We start from the raw sequence: 20183 nt of genomic DNA, 5'->3' as shown, positions 1-20183 counted from the left end.
GTCAGAATCTGCCGGGGCTTTTCTTTTGTTGATCCGGATCAACGGCTCTACCCCAAGGCTTCTCATACGACCATGGTCGTGGGACGGCAGGGGGCGAAGTCTCTAGACTGCGCTGCAGTAGTTTCAGTAGCCCGAGATAACAATCCATGTACCGTGATCGTATCCGCTTGTCCTCCCTGCACAGCAAGGTAATGAGTGCGGCTGATGCCGCTGGTCTGATCGAGGACGGCATGACCGTCGGCATGAGCGGTTTCACCCGCGCCGGCGAAGCCAAGGCCGTACCACATGCACTGGCCGAACGTGCCAAGCAGTCGCCACTGAAAATCAGCCTGATGACCGGCGCCAGCCTGGGCAACGACCTGGACAAGCAACTGACCGAGGCCGGCGTGCTGGCTCGCCGCATGCCGTTCCAGGTCGACAGCACCCTGCGCAAGGCCATCAACGACGGCCAGGTGATGTTCATCGACCAGCACCTGTCGGAAACCGTCGAGCAACTGCGCAACCAGCAGCTGAAGCTGCCGGACATCGCGGTCATCGAAGCCGTGGCCATCACCGAACAAGGCCATATCGTGCCAACCACCTCGGTGGGCAACTCGGCCAGCTTCGCGATTTTTGCCAAGCAGGTGATTGTCGAGATCAACCTCTCGCACAACACCAACCTCGAAGGCCTGCACGACATCTACATCCCGACCTACCGCCCGACCCGCACGCCAATCCCGCTGGTCAAGGTCGACGACCGTATCGGCAGCACCGCCATCCCGATCGACCCAGCCAAGATCGTCGGCATCGTCATCAGCGACCAACCGGACTCGCCGTCCACCGTACTGCCGCCGGATGACGAAACCCAAGGCATCGCCGACCACCTGATCAGCTTCTTCAAGAAAGAAGTCGAAGCTGGCCGCATGACCAACAAGCTCGGCCCGCTACAGGCCGGTATCGGCAGCATCGCCAACGCGGTGATGTGCGGGCTGATCGAGTCGCCCTTCGAAGACCTGACCATGTACTCCGAAGTACTGCAGGACTCCACCTTCGACCTGATCGACGCCGGCAAACTGAGCTTCGCCTCGGGCAGCTCGATCACCTTGTCGACCCGCCGCAACGCCGATGTGTTCGGCAACCTGGAGCGTTACAAGGACAAGCTGGTGCTGCGCCCGCAAGAAATTTCCAACCACCCGGAAGTGGTCCGTCGCCTGGGCATCATCGGTATCAACACCGCGCTGGAGTTCGATATCTACGGCAACGTCAACTCCACCCACGTCTGCGGCACCAAGATGATGAACGGCATCGGCGGCTCGGGTGACTTCGCCCGCAACGCCCACCTGGCCGTGTTCGTCACCAAGTCGATTGCCAAGGGTGGCGCGATTTCCAGCGTGGTGCCGATGGTCAGCCATGTCGACCACACCGAGCACGACGTGGACATCCTGGTCACCGAGCAAGGCCTTGCCGACCTGCGAGGCCTGGCGCCACGCGAGCGTGCCCGGGCGATCATCGACAACTGTGTGCACCCGGACTACCGCGCGGCACTGAACGACTACTTCGATCGTGCCTGCCAGCGAGGCGGCCACACCCCGCACATCCTGCGCGAAGCCCTGAGCTGGCACGAGAACCTGGAAGAAACCGGGCGCATGCTGGCTAGCTGATCCAGTTGTGGTACGGAACGGCGGCCCTGCTTCCGCTGTTCCGGCCTCTTCGCGGGCAAGCCTGCGAATGGGCCATAACAGTCAAACCCTTCTATCAATACACCTCGCCGCCAGAAGCAATATAATCTGTACTACTGTACTGGTATTTTCACGCCTTCCTGGCTGAAGAATCCCCTCAATTGAATAAAAACGCACCAAACAAGTGCAGACCAGTACAGTTACGCCAGTTTCGAGTGCAACAGTAGGGTTACACAGTTAACTGGACCATCGTCTTTCAACTGAACTGTATCTACTGTTATGGACGGCAGAGGAGGATCATTGGCATCAGTTAAATCACTACCTAATCCCGCCATAAGCGGAAGGATGAAACATCATGGAACGTACCCTCAGTTCCGGTCTGGTTTTTGAAAGCAACGCCCAACAATCCAACGCTTCGCTGCCGCTGCGCGCTCTGTCCACCCTGCTGCTGTGGCAGCGCCGCATGGCCAGCCGCCGTCAACTGGCTCGCCTGGACGCCCGCCTGCTGGCCGACGCCGGTATCAGCGAGTCGCAGCGTTACGAAGAGCTGAGCAAGCCTTTCTGGCGTTAAGCTCCGGCTTGCCGGCTTCGGCCGGCACCGCGAATTTCCGAAACCCGTTGCAGGTGACTGCGACGGGTTTTTTGTTTTCAGGCGGCATGCCAGAGCCTTTCCGCCAATAGACCTGTACAGTTTATAAAATCCAAAAACATACCAGCACAGTTTACTGGCGCGCTGTTCATTAACATCCAGAAACACCGGCGCGTGATACGCTTGGCGTAACAGTCTGGTAGAACGCACTGTTGAAAAGTACCGCGACGAGCTGTGCGAGCGTCCGATAAACAGAACCACCCGACCCTAGTCCAGGAGTCCACGATCATGTCCCGTAAATACCTGATTGGCGCCGCTCTGATGCTGAGCCTGGCCGGCACCGCAAACGCCACCAGCTTCGTTGTCACCACTGACGCCGTCGTTGGCGCGGTGGCCGCGTCCACCGATGCCACTTCCGATATTTCCTCCTCGTTCCGTGACGACAAGATCGTCCAGGCCGCCCGTGACGACGCCGCCAGCTTCGTTGGCAGCCAGGGCGACATCCGCGGCGCCAAGCTGGAAAGCGCTTTCCTGCACATCCGCTCGCAGATGCCCGCCCTGCAGGCCAGCGACGCGCAACTGGCCCAGGCCATCCTGGCGCTCTGACCCCGACTGAGCCGTTCAGCTGTGCTGGTCACCACCAGCACAGCCGTACCCACCTTTGCCCCCCACGTTTCCAGCTGTCGTAGAGCCCATGCGTTATCTGTTGCCGTTGCTGTTCTCCGTTGTTGGCATGGCCAGCGCCCATGCCATGGATACCACCACGCAAGGCCTGGTCATCACCGGCTATGTCACCAGCCAGGTCACCACCGCACCGTTCGACCGCAAACTGGTCCGCCAGGCCCAGGACGATGCCGCAGCCTTCGTCGCCAGCGACGGCCAGATCCGCGGTGCGCGGCTGGAAGCGGCGCTGGAATCATTACGCCACAATTGTGCACGGCAGGCCGTCGGCGATCTGGAACTGGCGCAGGCAATTCTCGTCCAATGACTACACCTGACTCCCTGTATTTTTCGGAGATGCTCCATGCGTAAACCGCTGATTGCCGCTACCCTCGGCATGCTGCTGCTGGCCGACCTGGCCCAGGCACAGACCCTGGTGGCCACCAGCAATATCATCGTGCGGGCCTTTGGCCGTTCGATCGATTTCACCTCTGACACCACCACCTCGATCCGCGATTCCAAAGTGGTGCGCGAAGCCCATGACGACGCCGCCAGCTTTGTCGCCAGCAACGGTGACATCCGCGGCGCCCAGCTCGAAGCGGCCTTCAATACCCTGCGCGAGCGCGTACCGCAAGCGCGCGACGCCAGCGACCAGGTACTGGCCGAAGCCATCCTCGCGCTGTGAACCGCGTGCGCGCCTGGCTGCTCGGCTGCGCCCTGACGCTGCTCGGCACGCCCGCCATGGCCGACCTGCAGCTCCAGCTGCAGGCATCCGGCCTTGACCCGCAGCAGGCCCAAGCCACCCGGGCCCTGCTTGACGAGGCTCTGGGCAAGCTGCCCCCTCGCTTCAAGCAACAGCTGGACCGCCGCGTGCAGGTCAGCTGGAGCGACAACATGCCGGCCGACGCCTATGGCCAGGCATCGCTGGTGTCCACCCTCGAGCTCAATCGCCGCCTGCTGCCGAGCCTCACCGATGGCAGTGCCGCCACCGAGCGCACCAACCGCCCGCATGGCACGGTGCGTGAAGAGCTGCTGGCCACCGTGCTGCACGAGCTTACCCATATCTACGACCGCGCCCGGCTGTGGCCCAGCGCCGAAAACGCGCTGATCGCCCGCTGCAAGCGCCAGCAAGGTACGTTGGGCAAGGTCGGCCTGCCCGAGGCATGCCGTGGCCAGGCCGAGCGCCGCTTCACCCTCAGCGACGACCCGCGCCTGCTCGACCTGGCCGGCTGGCAGCAATACGTGGGCCGACGCGGCGAGCGCGAGCAGCACAACGGCCAGTTCGTGCGCAGCCCCGACAGCTATGAACTGAGCAGCCCCAAGGAGTACATTGCGGTCAACATGGAGTATTTCCTCCTCGACCCGAGCTACGGTTGCCGCCGCCCGGCGCTGAACCAGTACCTGCGCGAGCACTTCGGCTGGGCACCGCAACAGGACGGCTGCGCCAAGGGCCTGCCGTTCATCAATGCCGGCAGCGACTTCGCCCGCCAGCCGCTGGGCGAAATCGACCCCGAGCGGGTCTATGAGGTGGACTACCTGCTGGCCGAAGCCAACCAGAACCTGGTCAGCCGCTGGGGCCACAGCATGCTGCGCCTGGTAATCTGCAAGCCGGGCCGCCCACGCGGGCCGGACTGCCGCCTGGACCTCGACCAGAGCCTGGTGCTGTCGTACCGCGCCTTCGTCAACGATGTGCAGCTTTCCAGCTGGGACGGGCTGGTCGGCGCCTACCCCTCGCGGCTGTTCGTGCTGCCGCTGGGCCAGGTGATCGACGAATACACCAAGACCGAACTGCGCAGCCTGGCCTCGGTGCCCCTGCGGCTCAGCCGCGACGAGATCGAGAACCTGGTGCGCCAGGCTGCCGAAATGCACTGGAGCTACGACGGCAACTACTGGTTCCTGTCCAACAACTGCGCGGTAGAGTCGTTGAAGCTGCTGCGCAGCGGCACCGCCAACCCACGCCTGAACGACCTCGACAGCATCATGCCCAATGGCCTGCTGGCCGTTCTCAAGGGCAGGGGGCTGGCCGACACCAGCGTGCTTGACGACCCCCGCGAAGCGCTGCGCCTGGGTTATCGCTTCGACTCCTACCGCGACCGTTACCAGGCCATGTTCGAGGTATTGAAGAAGCAGTTGCCAATCAAGCAGGCCAAGGTCGAAGACTGGCTGGCTCTGGACGCCGAGCAACGGCGGGGCTGGTTCGCCCAGGCCGACCTGCGCACCAGCGCCGCCTTGCTGCTGCTTGAACAGGCCAGCCTGCGCCGGCAACTGCTGCTGGCCCAGGACGAGGTCAAGCAGCGCTACCTGAATGCTGCCACGCTGAACGATGGCAGCGTCAGCAAGGCCGATGCGACCCTCAGGCAGATGCTTGCCAACAGCGGCTTCCTCAGCCGCCCGGCAGAGTTGCTCGATAGCAAGGGCTACGGGCTACCGCAGCCGCAGGAGCGCAAGCACCTGGAGCAGGTCAGCAGCGAGCGGCAGGCGCAGTTGCTGCGCTTGAGCACGAGCCTGGACAAAGAGGTGAGGGCGCTGCTGGAGCCATCGAGGGCCAGGGAAATTGCCGCGGTGGAGGCTAATGTGAAGCAGGTGGGTGAGCATCTGCGGGCGCTGCACAAGGCTGCGGGTGGCCTGCAATTGTGATGCTTGCTGTACCGGCCTCTTCGCGGGCAAGCCCGCTCTCATAGAACTGCACATAACTCGTTGAATTAGCAGGCCCCCTGTGGGAGCGGCTTTAGCCGCGAACACCGGCGCAGCCGGTGCCATGCACCGCGTTGGATTCTTCGCGGCTAAAGCCGCTCCCACAGGATGCTCGGACCGCTTGCGAATTCAGTTCTCTATGCGACAGCGCAGCCCAAAGGGCTGGGCCATCTCCCACAGGAATAGCGCCGATCTTGAGGTTTGTGGGGCCCTGTAGGCGCGGGCTTGCCCGCGAAGAGGCCGGCACAGGCAGCACAAGGCCTACAGCTTCTCCTCCGTCTCCGAAGGCAAATCCTCATCCAGATGCAGCCAGGGCAACCGGCTACCCACCCAGATATGCCGGCTGGCCCTGACCCGCTCCGGGTGGTCCAGCGTCGCCACCGTCACATCCACCGTGTCCGGGCTATGCGTGGTCACCAGTGCCACATGCGCCCCGCAATGCCCACAGAAGTACCGGCTGCAACTGGCCGGCGCCATATAGCAGTTCGGCTCGCCCGCCAGCCACCGAAACCCCGAGCGGGGCAGGGTGAGCCAGGTCACCACCAGCCCGCCGCTGACCCGCCGGCAGATCGAACAATGGCAGTGGGCAATGTCCGTCAGGTCGCCCTCCAGCCGATAGCGCAAGGCGCCACAATGGCAGCCACCCTCGGTCACATCCTGCATAACCTACCTCTCGTCGCCTTTGCTTCGGCGAAAGCTGGCTGAAAGCTTGCCCTCATAGGATAGCCCCCACTACCGGCACAAGACCGGTCAGCCAGGGCACCCGGTAACCTCCGCGCCCGGCCCAATCAACAACAACAATGGTGATTCTGATGTATGCCTGCGCCCGACTTTTCGTAGCCCCCCTTCGCATGCTCCCCGCACAGCGCCAAACGCGCTGATCCGCCCGAATCGACTTTCCTTTCGCCGCGCCACGCCTGGAGTATTGCCATGCTGACCTTCCTCGGCTTTGCCATGGTCATCACCTTCATGTACCTGATCATGACCAAGCGCCTGTCGGCCTTGATCGCACTGATCCTGATACCGATCCTGTTCGCCCTGTTCGGCGGCTTTTCCGCCAAGATCGGCCCGATGATGCTCGAGGGCATCAGCAAACTCGCGCCTACCGGCGTGATGCTGATGTTCGCCATCCTCTATTTCGCCCTGATGATCGACTCCGGCCTGTTCGACCCGGCCGTGCGCAAGATCCTCAAGCTGGTCAAGGGCGACCCGCTGAAAGTCTCGGTCGGCACCGCAGTACTGGCCCTGGTGGTCTCGCTCGACGGTGACGGCGCCACCACCTACATGATCTGCTGCGCCGCCATGCTGCCGATGTACAGCCGCCTGGGCATGAGCCCGCGGATCATGGCCGGCCTGATCATCCTCGCCGGCGGGGTGATGAACATGACCCCCTGGGGAGGCCCGACCGCCCGCGCCGCCAGCGCCCTGCACGTGGACCCGTCGGACATCTTCGTACCGATGATCCCGGCCATGCTGTTCGGCGTGCTGGCGATCCTGGCCATCGCCTACCTGTACGGCAAGCGCGAACGTGCCCGCCTGGGCGAACTGCACCTGCCCACCGACGACATCGACCACAGCGAAATTACCGTTTCGCAATACCCGGACGCGCGCCGGCCAAAACTGCTGTACTTCAATGGCGCCCTGACCGCCGCCCTGATGGTCGCACTGATTGCCGGTGTGCTGCCGCTGCCGGTGCTGTTCATGATCGCCTTCAGCATCGCCATGATCGTCAACTACCCGTGCCTGCAACAGCAGAAAGACCGCATCGCCGCCCACGCCGGCAGCGTGCTGGCGGTCACCGGGCTGATCTTCGCCGCCGGCATCTTCACTGGCATCCTGTCGGGCACCGGTATGGTCGACGCCATGTCCAAGAGCCTGCTGGCGGTCATCCCCGAGGCGCTGGGGCCGTACCTGGCGGTGATCACCGCGATCGTGAGCATGCCGTTCACCTTCTTCATGTCCAACGACGCGTTCTACTACGGTGTGCTGCCGGTGCTGGCCGAAGCCGCCAGCCACTACGGCATCAGCCCGGTGGAAATGGCCCGTGCATCGATCGTCGGGCAACCGGTACACCTGCTCAGCCCCTTGGTACCCTCCACCTACCTGCTGGTGGCCCTGGCCGGCATCGAGTTCGGCGATCATCAGCGCTTCACCTTGAAGTGGGCAGTGCTGGTGTGCCTGTGCATAATGCTCGCCGCGCTGCTGATGGGCATTTTCCCGCTGTTCAGTAGTCTTTAATAAACGCGTATTACCCTAACGCGACGCGCCCCAGATCCGGGCGCGTCGCCTTTACCGTTCGAAGGAAAACACATGGAATGGCTGACCAGCCCGGAAATCTGGGTTGCCTTTTTTACCCTTACTGCACTTGAGATCGTCCTCGGGATCGACAACATCATCATGATCTCGATTCTGGTCAGCCGCATGCCCAAGCACATGCAGCCGCGCACCCGGATCTTCGGCCTGGCGCTGGCCATGGTCACCCGTATCATGCTGCTGCTGTCGATCACCTGGGTCATGCGCCTTACCGACGACCTGTTCGTGGTCCTTGGCCAGGGTATCTCCGGGCGTGACCTGATCCTGTTCTTTGGTGGCCTGTTCCTGCTGTGGAAAAGCTCGCAAGAGATCTACCACGGCCTGGAAGGCGAGGACGAGAACCCGGAAGAGCCGAAAGGCGCGGGTGGCAAGTTCTTCTACACCATCATCCAGATCGCCATCATCGACATCGTGTTCTCGCTGGACTCGGTGATCACCGCGGTGGGCATGGTGTCCCACGTACCGGTGATGATCGCCGCCATCGTCGTCGCCGTGCTGGTGATGATGCTGTGCGCCGGCACCATCAGCGACTTCATCGACAAGCACCCGTCGCTGAAGATGCTCGCTTTGTCGTTCCTGATCGTGGTCGGTACCGTGCTGATCGCCGAAGCTTTCGAGGTGCATGTGCCGAAGGGCTACGTCTACTTCGCCATGGCCTTCTCGCTGGCGGTGGAAGCCATCAACATTCGCATGCGCACTGCCTTGGCCCGCAAGAGCGGCAAAGAGCATGAGCCGGTGAAACTGCGCAAGGACATTCCGGGTCAATAAGATCAGGAGTGCAGGACAGAAAGGGCCCTTCGCTGGGCCCTTTTTCATTCCTGGCCTCCAGAAACAGGGCTCTCCTGTGCCGGCCTCTTCGCGGGTGAACCCGCTCCTACAGGCTACGTGGCTCCTGTGGGAGCGGGTTCACCCGCGAAGAGGCCGGCACAGGCAATCATTCATTCCCAATGTGTTTCAAATAAATGGCAGCCATGCGAAGCTGGCGACAGCTACGCAAAACAACTAAAGCTTTGAGTGAGCACCGAAAATTCCTCAAACGCTCACGCTTCGTCTCTTGGCCCGCTGGGCCAATGCAACAGGGGGCCGTCGCCATGCTGACCCTGCTCAACCTGCTCTCGGCCGTTACGCTTCTGGTCTGGGGCACCCACATCGTGCGTACCGGCATCCTCCGGGTATTCGGTTCGAGCCTGCGGCGCATCATCAGCCAGAACATGAGCAAACGCCCGCTGGCGTTCGTCGCCGGCATTCTGGTCACGGCCATGGTGCAAAGCAGTAACGCCACCGCCATGCTGGTCACCTCGTTCGTCGGCCAGGGCCTGATGGCCATGACCCCGGCCCTGGCGATCATGCTCGGCGCAGACGTGGGTACCGCGCTGATGGCCCGGGTGCTGACCCTGGACCTGTCCTGGCTGTCGCCGCTGCTGATCTTCCTGGGTGTGATCTTCTTCCTCTCGCGCAAGCAGACGCGGGCCGGCCAGCTGGGCAGGGTAGGCATCGGGCTTGGCCTGATCATCCTGGCATTGGAGCTGATCGTGCAGGCAGCTACGCCAATTACCCACGCCCAGGGTGTCAAGGTGCTGTTTGCCTCGCTAACCGGCGACATCATGCTTGACGCCTTGGTCGGCGCACTGTTCGCGATGATTTCCTATTCCAGCCTGGCCGCGGTGCTGCTCACCGCGACGCTGGCCGGTGCCGAAGTGATCAGCCTGCCGGTGGCCATCGGCCTGGTGGTCGGCGCCAACATCGGCAGCGGGCTGCTGGCCTTCATCAGCACCAGCATGCAAAACGCCGCCGGGCGCCGGGTGGCCCTGGGCAGCCTGCTGTACAAGCTGATCGGCCTGCTGCTGATCATCCCCGTGCTGCACCCGCTGGTGGGCTGGATGGACTCGCTGAGCTTCAGCCCGCAGGAGCTGGTCATCGGCTTCCACCTGCTCTACAACACGCTGCGTTGCCTGATCATGCTGCCCACGGTCAAACCCATGGGCCGGCTGTGCAACGCCCTGCTGCCCGAGCGGGAAAACGGCAACGGCCAGATACGCCCGCGCCACCTCGACACCTCAGCGCTGGAAACACCCAGCCTGGCCCTGGCCAATGCATCCCGAGAAACCCTGCGCCTGGGCGATATCGTCGACAGCCTGCTCGAAGCCATGCTCGGTGCCCTGCGTGGTACCCAAACCGCCTTGCCGCAGCAGGTCCGCGCTTTGGGCGAGGACGCCGAAGCCTTGTACAGCGCGATCAAGCTGTACCTGGCGCAGATGTCGCGTGAAGACCTCAGCGAACAGGACAACCGCCGCTGGGCAGAAATCATCGAGCTGGCGATCAACCTCAAGCTGGCCTGCGACCTGATCGAGCGCATGCTGCGCAAGGTCCAGCAGCAGAAAACCAGCCAGCGCCGGGAATTTTCCCAGGTGGGCCTGGAGGAGCTGACCGGCCTGCAGGAGCAACTGCTGGCCAACCTGCGCCTGGGCTTGTCGGTGTTCCTCAGTGCCGACCCGGAAAGCGCCCGCTTGCTGCTGCGGGAAAAACGCCGTTTTCGCGCCCAGGAACGGCGCCTTGCCCACGCCCATGTCAGCCGTCTGCAGCGCAAGGTAGTGCAAAGTCTCGAGACCAGTTCGCTACACTTGGAGCTGATCGCCGACATGAAACGGTTGAACTCTTTGTTCTGTAGCAGTGCCTATGTGGTACTGGGCGGCTCGGACACGGGCGGGCTGATGCTCGACAGCGTGCCGGACGAAGCCCGTCTGCCGTGATTTCGCCTACCTGAGGACCCAAGCTCGCCCATGCGTTGCCTGATGTTCGTTTGCCTGCTGATCTGCAGCCTGCCCTCATTCGCCCTCGACCGCTCGCGGGTCGAAGGTTACCTGTTGCCCAATGGCCTGCAGGTCATCCTGAAAAACGGCTATGAACGTGACCATGTGGCGATTCGCCTGGTGGTCGGCGTCGGCCTGGATGACTTCAAGTGCGAGCAGAAAGAGCTGCCGCACCTGCTCGAACACCTGCTGTTCAGCGGCATCGACGAAACCGGCGAGGGCGGCCTGGAAGAGCGTCTGCAATCGCTGGGCGGTGAATGGAACGCCTACACCAGCAGCGCCGACACCACCTTCGTCATCGAAGCCCCGGCGCGCAACCAACGCAAAATCCTCGACCTGCTGCTGGCGGTGATCCACGACACCCGCATCGATGCCAAGGCCCTGGCCACCGCCAAGCGCATCATCGAGCGCGAGGATGGCGGCCACTATGGCCACCTGCAGCGCTGGCTCGACCGTCAGGACATCGGCCATCCCGCCAGCGACCAACTGGCCACCGAACTGGGCCTGAAGTGTCCGGAGCGCTCCAACCTCGACGACATGACTCTGGAGCAGGTGAACACCTTGCGTGACCGCTGGTACGCGGCCAACAACATGACCCTGATCGTGGTCGGCGGCCTCGACCGCCTGCTGCCGGCCTACCTGGAGCGCACTTTTGGCGAACTGCCCGCCACCGAGCCGGAGGAACGCCGTACCCTGGAAAGCATCGGCCAGCAAGCTGAGCAGCGCCGCAACCTGACCCGCGGCTGGCTGGGTGACAGCGTCAAGCTGCACTGGCTGTTCGTCGAACCGGTGCTGGACAACGATCACCAGGCCACCCTCGACCTGCTGTCGCACTATCTGGACTGGGCGCTGTACGACCAGCTGCGCCTGCGCAACGGGTTGTCCTACGGCCCCTCGGCAAAACGCGAGAGCTTTGGCGACACAGGCCTGCTCAGCCTCAACGCCGACCTGGAGCGCGAGGACATCGACCAGGCGGTCGAGGTGATGCAGGCGATGTTCGACCACCTGCGCAAGGAAGGCCTCGACCCGGACACCTTCGAGCGCATCAAGTACGCCAGCGTCGCCAAGGAAAGCTGGAGCACCCAGGGCAACAGTGCCTTGGCCGACTACTACTGGGGCGCACTGAACGACTATAGCGACGGGCGCTTTGCCAACCCGGTGCGCAAGCTGCGCCAGGTCAGCCTGGCGCAGGCCAACGAGGCGCTGAAGGAACTGCTCAAGGAAGATGGCTATGTGCGTATCGAGAAGCCGTTGCTTGGCTATGATGAACTCTACGGGCTGGTTGCCTTGCTGTTGGGGCTGATCCTGGCAGCGGGGCTGTTGCGCTGGCGGCGGCATGGTCCGGAAAAACCGAGTGGCGCTACACGCTAGCGGTGAAACGACGGTATCCTTTTGCCAGTACCGGCCCTTTCGCGGGTAAACCCGCTCCTACAGGGTTAGTGCAATTCCTGAAAGTTGCACTGTACCTGTGGGAGCGGGTTCACCCGCGAAGAGGCTGGCACAGTCACCCATCCTTTCTTTTGTAGCCCCCAATGCCCCAAATCCCCCATATCGTCCAGCGCATCATCGAACTGCTCAAACGCTACCCCGGCATCATCGCGCTCTGCGGTTTCCTCTCCGGAATCGGCAGCTTCATCCTGGTTGACCGCCAGGCTGGCCTGGCAAGCTGGGTAGCCGTGCTCATGCTGGTCAGCTGGCTCTGGCTGATGCTGGAAAACACCCTCACCGGCCTGTTCGCGCGTACCTTCAACCGCGAAATCCCGCAACCGCTGCTGCGCTACGCAACGCAGATGATCCACCAGGAATCGCTGTTCTTCGTGCTGCCGTTCTTCTTCATCACCACCACCTGGAACAGCGGCCAGCTGGTGTTCACCGGCCTGCTCGGTGCCGCCGGACTGATTTCGATCATCGACCCGCTGTACTACAAGTGGCTGGCACCGCGGCGCTGGCTGTTCCTGGCGCTGCATACCCTGACCCTGTTCGCCGCCCTGCTGACCGCGCTGCCGATCATCCTGCACCTGACCACCGCGCAAAGCTTCAAGCTGGCCCTGATCGCGGCCATGGCCCTGTCGTTCCCCAGCCTGGCCAGCAGCTTCCCGATCAACAACTGGCGCCGCGCCGTGGCCCTGGTGCTGGTCACCCTGGCAGTCGGCGGCGGGGGCTGGCTGTTGCGCTCCTGGGTACCACCGGCGACCTTGTGGATGACCGAGGTGGCGGTCAGCACCGAAGTGCTGAACCGCCAGCCGGGCGATTCGCTGGACGAAATTGCCGCCAGCCGCATCCGTAGCAGCGGCCTGTACGCCTACACCGCGATCAACGCGCCACGCGGCCTGAACGAGCGGATCTACCACGTGTGGCAAAAGGATGGCCAGGAGGTCGACCGCATTGCCCTGGACATCCACGGCGGGCGCAAGGAAGGCTACCGGGCCTGGACCCACAAGCAGAACTTCCCGCCGAACCCGGTGGGCAAGTGGCAGGTGAGGGTGCTGACCGAGGATGGGCAGGTCATCGGCGTGCTGCGCTTCAAGGTGGTCGACGATGTACCCGCGGGGTGAGTGAAAGGGGGCTGCAGACAGCACATAATCACCAAACAGCCCATGCCCGCTGCGCTATGATCAGCCCCTAAGCCTTAGCGCCGAGTCAGTAGCATGGAGCCGATGACCACCCCCAGCGCCACCCTGGATACCAGCAGCCAACCGGCCTGCCTGCGCATTACCGGTGACTGGACCCTGGCGCACTACGCCAACCTCAAGCGTGAGAGCGAGCGCCTGCGCGCCCAGTACACTGCCGATACCGTCGCCGACCTCAGCCAACTGGGCCGCCTGGACACCGCTGGTGCCTCGCTGCTGGCCGAACTGCTTGGCTCCGAGCGCCTGTCGCGCTGCACCCACGACCTGCCCGAAGCCAGCCGCGCACTGCTCAAGAACGTCTACTGCTCGGTGCAGGACTACTGCATCCCGGTCAAGGAACCCGAGCGTAACGTGCTGCTGTTGCTGCTGGAGCGCATCGGCTGCGCCGTCGGCATCTTGTGGCAAGACACCATGCAACTGCTCGGCTTCGTTGGCCTGATCCTCGAAACCCTGCTGCGCCGCGCCCTGCAACCGCATCGCTGGCGCTTCACCCCGGTCGTGGCGCACATCGAACAGACCGGCCTGGACGCCGCCCCCATCGTCGCCCTGCTGACCTTCCTGGTGGGCGCGGTGGTAGCCTTCCTCGGCGCCACGGTGCTGGCCGATTTCGGCGCGACCATCTTCACCGTCGACCTGGTGGCATTCTCGTTCCTGCGCGAGTTCGCCGTACTACTGACCGCCATCCTCATGGCCGGCCGCACCGCCAGCGCGTTCACCGCGCAGATCGGCTCGATGAAGGCCAACGAGGAAATCGACGCCATCCGCACCCTGGGCCTGAACCCCATGGAGCTGCTGGTGGTGCCGCGAGTACTGGCGCTGTTGATTGCGCTACCCTTGCTGACCTTCATCGCGATGATCTGCGGCATCGTCGGCGGCGCGGTGGTGTGCGCGCTGACACTGGACATCTCGCCAGCCATGTTCCTGTCGCTGCTGCAAAGCGACATCGGCGTGCAGCACTTTCTGGTCGGCCTGGCCAAGGCACCGTTCTTCGCTTTCCTGATCGCCTCCATCGGCTGCCTGGAAGGCTTCAAGGTCAGCGGCAGCGCCGAATCGGTTGGCGCACACACCACTTCGGCGGTGGTGCAGTCGATATTCGTGGTCATCGTGCTGGACGCGGTGGCCGCCCTGTTCTTCATGGAGATGGGCTGGTGAGTGGCCAGGAAAGCGTGATCGAGGCCCGCGGCATCTGCAACCGCTTCGGCCGCCAGAGCGTGCACGAAAACCTCGACCTTGACCTGTACCGCGGCGAGATCCTCGCCGTGGTCGGCGGGTCGGGCAGCGGCAAGTCGGTGCTGTTACGCAGCATCATCGGCCTGCGGCGGCCCAACGAAGGGCAGATCAGGGTGTTCGGCCAGGACCTGGCCGGCCTGCGCGAAGAGCAGCGCTCACTGGTCGAGCGGCGCTTCGGCGTGCTGTTCCAGAAGGGCGCGCTGTTCTCTTCGCTGACCGTCACCGAAAACGTGGCGTTGCCGCTGATCGAGCACGCCGGGTTGTCCCGCGCCGATGCCGAGCACCTGGCCGGGGTGAAGCTGGCCCTGGCCGGGCTGCCGATGTCGGCCGCCGACAAGTACCCGGCCTCGCTGTCGGGGGGCATGATCAAGCGCGCCGCGCTGGCCCGGGCCCTGGCACTGGACCCTGATATCCTGTTCCTCGACGAACCCACCGCCGGCCTGGACCCGATTGGCGCCGCCGCCTTCGACCAGTTGATCCTGACCCTGCGTGACGCCCTGGGCTTGTCGGTGTTCCTCATCACCCACGACCTTGACACCCTGTACACCATCACCGACCGCATCGCCGTGCTGTCGCAGAAGAAGGTCCTGGTGGCCGGCCCGCTGGCCGCAGTCGAGCAGACCAACGACACCTGGATTCAGGAATACTTTCATGGCCCACGCGGGCGCGCAGCCGAGCAGGCCGCCACCCGTGCCGGGCAGGAGCGCTGAACAATGGAAACCCGAGCCCATCACGTCCTTATCGGCCTGGTCACCGTCCTGGTGGTGGCCGGTGCCATGCTGTTCGGCCTGTGGCTGGCCAAGTCCAGTGTCGACGATGCCTTCAAGGATTACGAAGTAGTGTTCAACGAGGCCGTCTCCGGCCTGTCCCGCGGCAGCCCGGTGCAGTACAACGGCATCAAGGTGGGCGACGTGTCCACCCTGCGCCTGGACCCGAAGGACCCGCGCCGGGTACTGGCACGGGTGCGCCTGAGTGCCGACACCCCGGTGAAGGAAGACACCCAGGCCAAGCTGACCCTGGCCGGCGTGACCGGCAACTCGTTCATCCAGCTCAGCGGCGGTACCCCGCAAAGCCCAGAGCTGAAAGGCAAGGACGGCAAACTGCCGGTGATCATCGCCTCGCCCTCGCCAATTTCGCGCCTGCTCAATGACAGCAGCGACCTGGTAACCAACATCAACCTGCTGCTGCACAACGCCAACCAGATGTTCTCCGAAGACAACATCGGCCACCTCAGCAGCACCCTGGCCAACCTCGACAAGACCACCGGCGCTTTCGCCGGCCAGCACGGCAGCATCGCCCAGGCCATCGAACAACTGGTGCAAGTGGGCAAGCAGGCCAGCGCCACCCTGGCCGAAACCCAGGCACTGATGCGCAACGCCAACGGCCTGCTGGGCAGCGAGGGCAAACAAGCGATCGGTAGCGCCGAGCAGGCCATGCAGTCGCTGGCCGAGAGCACCGCCACCATCAACCGCCTGCTCGAGGACAACCACGAAGCCATCGGCGACGGTGCCCAGGGCCTGAACCAGCTGACCCCGGCGATTCGCGAACTGCGCGAAACCCTCAACGCACTCAAAGGCATTTCCCGGCAACTGGAAGCCGACCCCAGCGGCTACCTGCTCGGCCGCGACAACAACAAGGAGTTCCAGCCATGAAACCGTCGCTGCGCCTGCTGGCCCTGGCGGCCGCACTGAGCCTGGCCAGTGCCTGCTCGATCCTGCCGCAGAGCGAACCCGTCGACCTCTATCGCCTGCCAGTGAACCAGCCCAGCCGCACGGCAGCGGCGCTGGACTGGTCATTGCGCCTGAACAAGCCGCTGGCCAGCGAAGTGCTGGCCGGGCCACGGATTGCCGTAATTCCCCAGGGCAATGTGGTCAGCAGCTACAAGGGCGCGCGCTGGAGCGATGCGGTGCCAGTGCTGCTGCGCAACCGCCTGCTCGACGGTTTCCAGCGTGACGGCCAGGTACAGCGCCTGAGCGCCGACGACAGCAACCTGCAGGCCGACTACGAGTTGGCTGGCGAGCTGCAGGCGTTCCAGACCGAATACCGCGAGGGCGGGGCGGTGGAGGTGGTGATCCGCTATGACGCACGCCTGGTCCAAGGCCGTAACCAGCGCATTCTGGCTAGCAAACGCTTTGAAATCCGCCAGCCGCTGGCCGACAAGCAGGTGTCAGCGGTGGTTGCCGGCTTCGGGAAGGCCTGCGACCAGCTGACCGGGCAAGTGGTGGGCTGGACCATTGCCCAGGCGGGTAGTACCCAACCACCATCAGTTCGTTGAGCCAGGCTCTGTCAGGGCCTCATCGCCGGCAAGCCAGCTCCCACAGGTACTGCACAGGCCTTGAATGCAGCACGATCGAGGTGGGAGCTGGCTTGCCGGCGATGGGCCGCAAAGCGGCCCCAAAAGGTCAGGCGAAGAACCAGTAGCAGACGAAGATTGCCGCGACCACACCGGAGAACTCCGCCAGCAATGCGCAACCGACAGCATGGCGCACGCGCTGGATCCCTACCGCACCAAAGTACACCGCCAACACATAGAAGGTAGTTTCGGTACTCCCCTGAATCGTCGCCGCCACCAGCGCCGGGAAGCTGTCTACGCCGTGGGTCTGCATGGTCTCGATCAGCATCGCCCGCGCCGCGCTGCCGGAGAACGGCTTGACCAGCGCCGTGGGCAGGCCCTCGACGAAACGGGTATCCAGGCCCAGCCAGGTCACCGCATGGCGGATACCGTCCAGGGCCAGCTCCAGGGCGCCTGAAGCCCGCAGCACCCCCACCGCCACCAGCATCGCCACCAGGTAAGGCAACAGGCCCTTGGCCACGTCGAAGCCTTCCTTGGCGCCTTCGACAAAGGCTTCATACACCTTCACCCGCTTCAAGGCGCCGATCACCAGGAACAGGATGATCACGCCAAACAACGTGAGGTTGCCCAGGATCGACGACAGGCTGGCCAGCGCGGCCGCCGACAGGGTGCCGAGGAAGGCCATGAAGGCGCCCAGCAGCAAGGCACCGGGAATCAGGTAGGCGAGCACCACCGGGTCCCACAGGCGCAGGCGCTGCATCACCGCCACCGACAGCAGGCCGACCAGGGTCGAGACGCTGGTGGCCAGCAGGATGGGCAGGAACACCATGGTCGGGTCCGGCGCACCTTGCTGAGCCCGGTACATGAAGATGGTCACCGGCAGCAGGGTCAGCGACGAAGCATTGAGCACCAGGAACAGAATCTGCGCATTGCTCGCCGTGGTGCTGCCGGGGTTCAGCTCCTGCAGCGCACGCATGGCCTTCAGGCCGATCGGCGTGGCGGCGTTGTCCAGGCCCAGGCCGTTGGCGGCGAAGTTCATGGTGATCAGGCCCAGGGCCGGGTGGCCGGGCGGCACTTCCGGCATCAGCCGGGCGAACAGCGGGCCCAGCACCTTGGCCAGCCACTCGACGATGCCAGCCTTCTCGGCGATCTTGAGAAAGCCCAGCCACAGGGTCAGGGTGCCGAACAGCAGCACCATCACCTCGACCGACAGCTTGGCCATGGCGAAGATGCTCTCGACCATCGCCGCGAAGATGCCGGCGTTGCCGCCTACCAGCCATTGGGCCAGGGCGGACACTGCCGCCACCAGGAAAAAGCCGAGCCAAAGGCCGTTGAGCATCCGTGTATTCCCCCTGAAAAATGCCCGAATGATAGCGTATCGGGGCGTATGGCTGGAGACCGCAGCCGCACACAGGCCCCTGTGGGAGCGGGTTTACCCGCGAACACCGGCAAAGCCGGTGCCATACACCGTGTTGCCTGATTCGCGGGTAAACCCGCTTCCACAATGGCCACTGCTCGGCCCCAAGATCTCACAGGCAACAAAAAGCCCCGACAAGTCGGGGCTCTTCGTCATGCAGCGGTCAGGTTCAGCGCTTGGCGGTTTCGCCAACCATGGCCGCTTCCTGTTTGCCGGCCATCAGCGAGGCGTAGTACTTCTCGCCCTTGGCGGCGTCGTACATACCCTCCCAGCGGGCGATGACCAAGGCTGCCAGGGCGTTGCCCACCACGTTCAAGGCGGTACGAGCCATGTCCATGATGCGGTCGACACCGGCGATGAAGGCCAGGCCTTCCAGCGGGATACCCACGCTGCCCAGGGTGGCCAACAGCACCACGAAGGAAACACCCGGTACGCCAGCGATGCCTTTGGAAGTGACCATCAGGGTCAGCACCAGCAGCAGCTGCTGGCTCCACGACAGGTCGATACCGTACAGCTGGGCAATGAAGATGGCCGCGATGCTCTGATACAGGGTCGAACCGTCGAGGTTGAACGAGTAGCCGGTCGGGACCACGAACGAGCAGATCGATTTCGGTGCACCGTACTTCTCCATCTTCTCGATCACGCGCGGCAGCACGGTCTCGGAGCTGGAGGTGGAGTAGGCGAGGATCAGCTCATCTTTCATGATGCGCATGATCTTGATCACCGAGAAGCCGAACAGGCGGGCAACCAGGCCCAGCACCATGAAGGCGAAGAAGGCGATGGCGAAGTACACCAGCAGCACCAGCTTGGCCAGCGGCAGCAGCGAGCTGAAACCGAAGTTGGCGACGGTCACGGCGATCAGGGCGAACACGCCGATCGGGGCGTAGTTCATGATCATGTGGGTGACTTTGAACATGGTCTCGGAAACCGCCTGGAAGGTACGCACCAGCGGGTCGCGCAGCTCTGCCTGCAGGCTCGACAGGCCCAGGCCGAACATCACCGAGAAGAAGATGATCGGCAGCATTTCGCCACGCATCAGCGCTGCGAAAATGTTCGACGGGATCAGGTTCAGCAGGGTTTCGATGAACGCGTGCTCATGCTGCACTTCGGCCGCGGTGGCCTGGTACTTGGAGATGTCCACGGTACCCAGGGTGCTCATGTCGATGCCGGCGCCCGGGTGGAACAGGTTGGCCAACACCAGGCCAACGACGATGGCGATGGTGGTGACCACTTCGAAGTAGATGATGGTCTTCAGGCCGATGCTGCCCAGTTTCTTCGCGTCGCCAACCCCGGCGATACCCACGATCAGCGACGAAATCACGATCGGGACGACGATCATCTTGATCAGGCGAATGAAGATGTCACCAGCGGGCTGGAGGACGTTGCTGATCCACCATGCCTTTTCTGCACTGAAATGATTCAGTAGAGCGCCGATTGCAACACCCAGGACCAGACCGATGACGATCTGCCAGGCGAGGCTCAGTTTTGCCTTCTTCATGTCTTTACCCTTTGTTCTAGTGGTCATGGCCACCCAACGGAAACGCGCGTAACAGAGCCGTTGGCAAGGTCACGGGCAGCAGATGCTTCCGTCCGGCGACTTCATGTAAGGACACCGCAGGCGAGCGACAGGGCGCTCGGACCAGCGAAAAAGGCGGCAACTATTGCGATGGCAAAGGGGGAAATCTAATGCCTGAAACGTATGACCCATGCCGATTATGCATAACATTTCTGACCACAACGGGAGGTTCGCAAGTGCTTGATTTACAATGTTCGGAATCCCGAACAAGACCAAACCGCCATATTTAGGCAGATTTGGCAGGGCGAAAAGGACGAGGAAGATGGCTTGTTCGACAATCCGAATGGCTGAAATGCCACTTGAACAACCGCCG

Annotated in this window: 18 protein-coding genes; 15 read left to right on the top strand and 3 right to left on the bottom strand. The window is 63.3% G+C overall.

The annotated features are described in order from the left end of the window. Positions 1–146 precede the first annotated feature (146 nt). The 6 genes from FQ664_RS01075 (at position 147) to FQ664_RS01050 (ending at position 5544) form a co-directional block, all read left to right on the top strand. A complete protein-coding gene (locus FQ664_RS01075; RefSeq protein ID WP_144170074.1) occupies positions 147–1640 on the top strand; it encodes an acetyl-CoA hydrolase/transferase family protein in 1494 nt (497 codons plus the stop codon). 373 nt (positions 1641–2013) lie between these two features. Then, entirely contained in the window at positions 2014–2229 is a 216-nt protein-coding gene (locus FQ664_RS01070) for a DUF1127 domain-containing protein (protein ID WP_003256968.1), read from the top strand. Positions 2230–2535: 306 nt separating this feature from the next. Next, positions 2536–2853 carry a DUF2388 domain-containing protein gene (locus tag FQ664_RS01065; protein ID WP_025337247.1) on the top strand — a complete coding sequence of 106 codons (318 nt, stop codon included), beginning with the start codon at positions 2536–2538 and terminating at the stop codon, positions 2851–2853. Positions 2854–2941: 88 nt separating this feature from the next. Beyond that, positions 2942–3235, top strand: coding sequence for a DUF2388 domain-containing protein (locus tag FQ664_RS01060; protein WP_144170073.1), 294 nt, complete (start codon positions 2942–2944; stop codon positions 3233–3235). 36 nt (positions 3236–3271) lie between these two features. Next, on the top strand, positions 3272–3592 hold the full coding sequence (locus FQ664_RS01055) for a DUF2388 domain-containing protein (protein ID WP_003256970.1): 321 nt from the start codon (positions 3272–3274) through the stop codon (positions 3590–3592). Then, positions 3589–5544, top strand: a complete 1956-nt coding sequence (locus FQ664_RS01050; protein WP_144170072.1) for a DUF7844 domain-containing protein — start codon at positions 3589–3591, stop codon at positions 5542–5544. Before FQ664_RS01055 ends, FQ664_RS01050 begins: the two co-directional genes overlap by 4 nt. Before the next feature lie 318 nt (positions 5545–5862). Here FQ664_RS01050 and FQ664_RS01040 read toward each other — a convergent pair whose 3' ends face one another. Then, positions 5863–6264 carry a GFA family protein gene (locus FQ664_RS01040; RefSeq protein WP_144170070.1) on the bottom strand — a complete coding sequence of 134 codons (402 nt, stop codon included), beginning with the start codon at positions 6262–6264 and terminating at the stop codon, positions 5863–5865. A 267-nt stretch (positions 6265–6531) separates the two neighbouring features. Here FQ664_RS01040 and FQ664_RS01035 point away from each other — a divergent pair, with 267 nt between their 5' ends. The 9 genes from FQ664_RS01035 to FQ664_RS00995 all read left to right on the top strand — a co-directional run bounded on the left by FQ664_RS01035 (position 6532) and on the right by FQ664_RS00995 (position 16859). Next, positions 6532–7839 carry a CitMHS family transporter gene (locus tag FQ664_RS01035; RefSeq protein ID WP_144170069.1) on the top strand — a complete coding sequence of 436 codons (1308 nt, stop codon included), beginning with the start codon at positions 6532–6534 and terminating at the stop codon, positions 7837–7839. Positions 7840–7911: 72 nt separating this feature from the next. Beyond that, on the top strand, positions 7912–8682 hold the full coding sequence (locus tag FQ664_RS01030) for a TerC family protein (protein ID WP_144170068.1): 771 nt from the start codon (positions 7912–7914) through the stop codon (positions 8680–8682). Between the two features lie 323 nt (positions 8683–9005). Further along, a complete protein-coding gene (locus tag FQ664_RS01025; protein ID WP_144170067.1) occupies positions 9006–10664 on the top strand; it encodes a Na/Pi cotransporter family protein in 1659 nt (552 codons plus the stop codon). 30 nt (positions 10665–10694) lie between these two features. Then, positions 10695–12095 (top strand): M16 family metallopeptidase, encoded by a 1401-nt coding sequence (locus FQ664_RS01020; RefSeq protein ID WP_144170066.1) that lies wholly within the window; start codon positions 10695–10697, stop codon positions 12093–12095. 161 nt (positions 12096–12256) lie between these two features. Beyond that, positions 12257–13279, top strand: a complete 1023-nt coding sequence (locus FQ664_RS01015; protein WP_144170065.1) for a DUF5924 family protein — start codon at positions 12257–12259, stop codon at positions 13277–13279. Positions 13280–13372: 93 nt separating this feature from the next. Continuing rightward, entirely contained in the window at positions 13373–14506 is a 1134-nt protein-coding gene (locus tag FQ664_RS01010) for an ABC transporter permease (protein ID WP_144170064.1), read from the top strand. Continuing rightward, complete coding sequence (locus FQ664_RS01005) at positions 14503–15294, top strand: ABC transporter ATP-binding protein (RefSeq protein WP_144170063.1); 792 nt, start codon at positions 14503–14505, stop codon at positions 15292–15294. Before FQ664_RS01010 ends, FQ664_RS01005 begins: the two co-directional genes overlap by 4 nt. A gap of 3 nt (positions 15295–15297) precedes the next feature. Next, positions 15298–16236 (top strand): MlaD family protein, encoded by a 939-nt coding sequence (locus tag FQ664_RS01000; RefSeq protein WP_144170062.1) that lies wholly within the window; start codon positions 15298–15300, stop codon positions 16234–16236. Next, positions 16233–16859, top strand: a complete 627-nt coding sequence (locus FQ664_RS00995; protein ID WP_144170061.1) for an ABC-type transport auxiliary lipoprotein family protein — start codon at positions 16233–16235, stop codon at positions 16857–16859. Before FQ664_RS01000 ends, FQ664_RS00995 begins: the two co-directional genes overlap by 4 nt. A 127-nt stretch (positions 16860–16986) precedes the next feature. Here FQ664_RS00995 and FQ664_RS00990 read toward each other — a convergent pair whose 3' ends face one another. Then, positions 16987–18216: a nucleoside recognition domain-containing protein gene (locus FQ664_RS00990; protein ID WP_144170060.1), complete on the bottom strand. Its 1230-nt coding sequence runs from the start codon at positions 18214–18216 to the stop codon at positions 16987–16989. Between the two features lie 247 nt (positions 18217–18463). Beyond that, positions 18464–19792, bottom strand: a complete 1329-nt coding sequence (gene gltP, locus FQ664_RS00980; protein ID WP_144170058.1) for a glutamate/aspartate:proton symporter GltP — start codon at positions 19790–19792, stop codon at positions 18464–18466. Positions 19793–20183: the final 391 nt, after the last annotated feature.

Origin of the sequence: Pseudomonas persica, assembly GCF_900291015.1 — a bacterium.
In the GTDB taxonomy this organism is placed as follows: Bacteria; Pseudomonadota; Gammaproteobacteria; order Pseudomonadales; family Pseudomonadaceae; genus Aquipseudomonas.
Note: the sequence above shows the minus strand (reverse complement) of the source record. Positions and strands in the feature narration are given on the sequence as shown.

Bases quoted from the DNA above. Each gene is read 5' to 3' on its own strand.
- FQ664_RS01075 (WP_144170074.1), top strand. From the start codon at position 147: ATGTACCGTGATCGTATCCGCTTGTCCTCCCTGCACAGCAAGGTAATG.
- FQ664_RS01070 (WP_003256968.1), top strand. From the start codon at position 2,014: ATGGAACGTACCCTCAGTTCCGGTCTGGTTTTTGAAAGCAACGCCCAA.
- FQ664_RS01065 (WP_025337247.1), top strand. From the start codon at position 2,536: ATGTCCCGTAAATACCTGATTGGCGCCGCTCTGATGCTGAGCCTGGCC.
- FQ664_RS01060 (WP_144170073.1), top strand. From the start codon at position 2,942: ATGCGTTATCTGTTGCCGTTGCTGTTCTCCGTTGTTGGCATGGCCAGC.
- FQ664_RS01055 (WP_003256970.1), top strand. From the start codon at position 3,272: ATGCGTAAACCGCTGATTGCCGCTACCCTCGGCATGCTGCTGCTGGCC.
- FQ664_RS01040 (WP_144170070.1), bottom strand. From the start codon at position 6,264: ATGCAGGATGTGACCGAGGGTGGCTGCCATTGTGGCGCCTTGCGCTAT.
- FQ664_RS01035 (WP_144170069.1), top strand. From the start codon at position 6,532: ATGCTGACCTTCCTCGGCTTTGCCATGGTCATCACCTTCATGTACCTG.
- FQ664_RS01030 (WP_144170068.1), top strand. From the start codon at position 7,912: ATGGAATGGCTGACCAGCCCGGAAATCTGGGTTGCCTTTTTTACCCTT.
- FQ664_RS01025 (WP_144170067.1), top strand. From the start codon at position 9,006: ATGCTGACCCTGCTCAACCTGCTCTCGGCCGTTACGCTTCTGGTCTGG.
- FQ664_RS01020 (WP_144170066.1), top strand. From the start codon at position 10,695: ATGCGTTGCCTGATGTTCGTTTGCCTGCTGATCTGCAGCCTGCCCTCA.
- FQ664_RS01015 (WP_144170065.1), top strand. From the start codon at position 12,257: ATGCCCCAAATCCCCCATATCGTCCAGCGCATCATCGAACTGCTCAAA.
- FQ664_RS01010 (WP_144170064.1), top strand. From the start codon at position 13,373: ATGGAGCCGATGACCACCCCCAGCGCCACCCTGGATACCAGCAGCCAA.
- FQ664_RS01000 (WP_144170062.1), top strand. From the start codon at position 15,298: ATGGAAACCCGAGCCCATCACGTCCTTATCGGCCTGGTCACCGTCCTG.
- FQ664_RS00995 (WP_144170061.1), top strand. From the start codon at position 16,233: ATGAAACCGTCGCTGCGCCTGCTGGCCCTGGCGGCCGCACTGAGCCTG.
- FQ664_RS00990 (WP_144170060.1), bottom strand. From the start codon at position 18,216: ATGCTCAACGGCCTTTGGCTCGGCTTTTTCCTGGTGGCGGCAGTGTCC.
- gltP (WP_144170058.1), bottom strand. From the start codon at position 19,792: ATGAAGAAGGCAAAACTGAGCCTCGCCTGGCAGATCGTCATCGGTCTG.